General features: G+C 31.1%; 1 protein-coding gene. It reads left to right on the forward strand.

Annotated elements, in window-relative coordinates; genetic code table 11:
• Positions 1 to 124: 124 nt before the first annotated feature.
• The gene (locus KVT27_RS23305; protein WP_217582040.1) at positions 125 to 868 is read left to right on the forward strand and encodes a hypothetical protein; all 744 of its coding nucleotides are present in this window, start codon (positions 125 to 127) and stop codon (positions 866 to 868) included.
• Positions 869 to 913 lie beyond the last annotated feature (45 nt).

The raw sequence follows: 913 nt of genomic DNA on the forward strand, positions 1-913 counted from the left end.
ACTGAATGCGTAGGCTATCATAGAAGAATCGCAATTGAAGGCGCTCTTCAATGCGTGCTCAAACCTCGTTACAGGCGTGACGACCATTAAATAAAAACTATATTTTATACAAAGGGGTAATATCGTGAATATAGAAGAGAAGAAAAAGTGGATCGCAGAAAAATACAAAGAAGAAAACATGAAACTTCTTAAATCTGATATATTTGCTGATCTAATTAAATTATTTAGCGATCTTGGCAAACAGTACTCTCAATTATTAAAAGAAGCATTAAAACCTTTACAAAATATAGATTTGCAAGGTCTCGAAAAAGAATGGAAAGAAGCAGCAGAATCATTAGCTCGAAAAGGCTGGACTATTCCAATGAATATGGATATTGAAGAAATATTTGAGCTATCACAAATTGAGGACAAGGCGGTAATAGACTCCTCATTTCAGACCTTTTATTCAAAAGAAAAAGAATTTCAATTTATAAAAACAAATATACTTGAACATGAATTAATTAACGGCTGGAAAGAACTTCTTGAACAATGCTTTGAAAATTACGAAAAAGGTAATTACTTAATCGTAATTCCTAATCTATTCATTATCATTGAAAATATTTCTAATATTCTTATTTCACCGAGATATCAAAAATACTTAAATCATAATAAAAGAACTTCTTTAAGGACTAAATACAAGAAGGTACAACAAGATATTGACAGCAATAGCGTATATATCATTTTTTATGTTTCTGTGGCAGAGTTTTTAAGTGAAGCATTTGCATTTGGTGATTTCGATAATAATCCAATTCGTTTACCAATGATAAACCGAGATTGGGTATTGCACGGACGTGATGATACGAAGAATTGGAAACAAGTAGATGCTTAAAGGTTGTTTAGCGCATTACAAAGTATAGTAGAATTGGATATCTTA

The sequence above is a fragment of the Lysinibacillus sp. GbtcB16 genome (genome assembly GCF_019091145.1).
GTDB lineage: Bacteria > Bacillota > Bacilli > Bacillales_A > Planococcaceae > Lysinibacillus > Lysinibacillus fusiformis.